At 58.5% G+C, this 1,975-nt stretch carries 1 protein-coding gene; it reads right to left on the bottom strand.

Annotated elements, in window-relative coordinates; all coding sequences use genetic code 11:
• Positions 1–607 precede the first annotated feature (607 nt).
• Complete coding sequence (locus tag IC608_RS17905; RefSeq protein WP_191778333.1) at positions 608–901, bottom strand: HNH endonuclease; 294 nt, start codon at positions 899–901, stop codon at positions 608–610.
• Positions 902–1,975: the final 1,074 nt, after the last annotated feature.

Genomic DNA, 1,975 nt, shown 5'->3' with positions numbered 1-1,975 from the left:
CGCCTCCAGGTGATCGTTCAGGCTGAACAGCGACTGTGGGTCCATGACGATGCTCCATGATCAAGCATCGTCAGTGAATCACGACAGCATCAAAGGCGCGAGGGTTTTTGCGGGTGTCCAGCTTTCAACTAGACATTGAGAAGTTTGTCGCAGGAGAAAGGGCCAGAGCGCCAAGGATCTCGGCGTTTGCCATCTTCTTGCCCGGCTGCGCTCGATCGCACACCGAAATGACTGTCGACCAGGATGGACGGGCCTCGTGCATGCCGACCGAGTTCGCTTCCGATTGCGAACGATGCTTCGGCCTATGAGGCTCTGGCGCGTCAGCGATCAGCGGAGTCTGGCCACGACAAGCCGGCGGATCAGCGCGGTCGTTTCTCGAATGTACGGTCCTATGTCGTATCCCCCCGCAGCACGAGCAACTCGGGTGTGGGCTGCGAACCTCTTTGCTGCCTCGGCGCCGGTTGAAATGGGGAGTGACGAATTTGTCGGGTCCAAGGGCGGCGCAAGACCTCTCTGGAGGTGCCAGGGGTCGCCCCTGACTAATTTTGACTGGGGGAGCTTGGACGCCCGGTCGATGGCGACAGACATGTGCAGCTTGCCCTGCGCGTCATGCGAACCCAAATTGGGTTCGATGAGCTGCCAAGCGATCCGCACGTGGCCAGAGCTGGACATCGGTGGGAAAGGTCGCCTGCTGCTGACCTCGGAACTCCTCGATCATCGCCGCCTCCATGTTCTTGCCAATGAGTATTCGTCCCGCGCCCGACAGCGCGAAGAGCCCCCGGTCGTAAGCCCAGTGATGGTGCCGGCACATCGCCATCGCGTTGGTAATTTCATCTGGTCCCCCATGCTGCACTGCCTGCAAATGGCAGGCCTCCACCTCGTACACGCCTTGGATCGCCATAGTCGCGGCCGCAAACGGCGCACCGGGGACCATAGGCGTTCAGTACCAGGTTTCTGAAGCGAGTTTTGCGGATCAATACCTCACGCTCTGCGCGAAATCGTTGGTCCACGAAATCAGTCTCGGCCGGCGGCATCTCAAAACCTCCATAGCCGAGCCGCGTCGTTGCTTTGAGTAAGGCTGCCTGATCTTGGGAAGTGAGTGGTCGAATGCCAATCGAGAAGTAGCTAAAGATGGGTTTGCCATCCGCCCCATATGCTTTTCCCTCAAGAGGGTCGTGCCAGATGGCAGGATGAATTGGCTGACTAAAAAACTCCGGAGCCTCCAGCCGCAGAAGCAGAAAGCGCGGCGCCCGGCTGTCAAAGGTAATGTCGGTGAGAGTCGCGGTGCCAAAGTAGCCGGCCTTCTCTCCCCCGCGAGGCCTGTATAACAGTACCTTCTTTCCCAGGTTCTCGTAGGCTAGTTCCCGGCCGCGGCCATCGAGGCGGGCGATGCCAAACGGCATGTCGTCCCTATAGTTGCCCACAGCGGAAGACGTTGGCGTCTCCATATACGAAACATTGCGTACGGCCGCTTTGACAAAGTCTTAACACACGGACAGGGAGGTTTAATCGCGGCCAAATCCCCGTTGTGGATCGATACACTCAGCTGGTCTCCAGAAGAATTCGAAGCAGCTCCGCCGCCAACATGAAAGAGCAGCATGCCACGCCGTCATCTGGTTCGAGACCCTTCGGTCCCCGCTGCAGTGCTTGAGCACCGTCCCGTACAGCGTCATTGTTTGGCGGAGGTCGGTGGGGCGTCGAACCACATAAGCTGCAGCAAGCAACTTGAGGAAACACAGGCGTCTTAGGCGAGTTACGCACATCGGCCGAGGCCCCTTTCGAAAGAAATGTCATCTTTCTTTCACATGGGTGTTGACGCGCAAAAGGCCCTCCCATATAACCCCGCTTGTCGACGACGCGAGCGACTAGTTTGCTCCCACTGATTGGCGCAATCTGACAGGGCAGGGTGGCTGCCGGGCAACCGGAGGCAAGCTACTGTTCTCTCGGGAATTGCGAGAACTTTGGTTCTCACCGA

Source organism: Devosia oryzisoli, assembly GCF_014837245.1.
In the GTDB taxonomy this organism is placed as follows: Bacteria; Pseudomonadota; Alphaproteobacteria; order Rhizobiales; family Devosiaceae; genus Devosia; species Devosia oryzisoli.
The sequence above is the reverse complement of the archived record's forward strand: the minus strand, read 5'-3'. Positions and strand labels throughout refer to the sequence as shown.

Coding starts and splice junctions, on each gene's coding strand:
- IC608_RS17905 (WP_191778333.1), bottom strand. CDS start 901: ATGGCGATCCAAGGCGTGTACGAGGTGGAGGCCTGCCATTTGCAGGCA.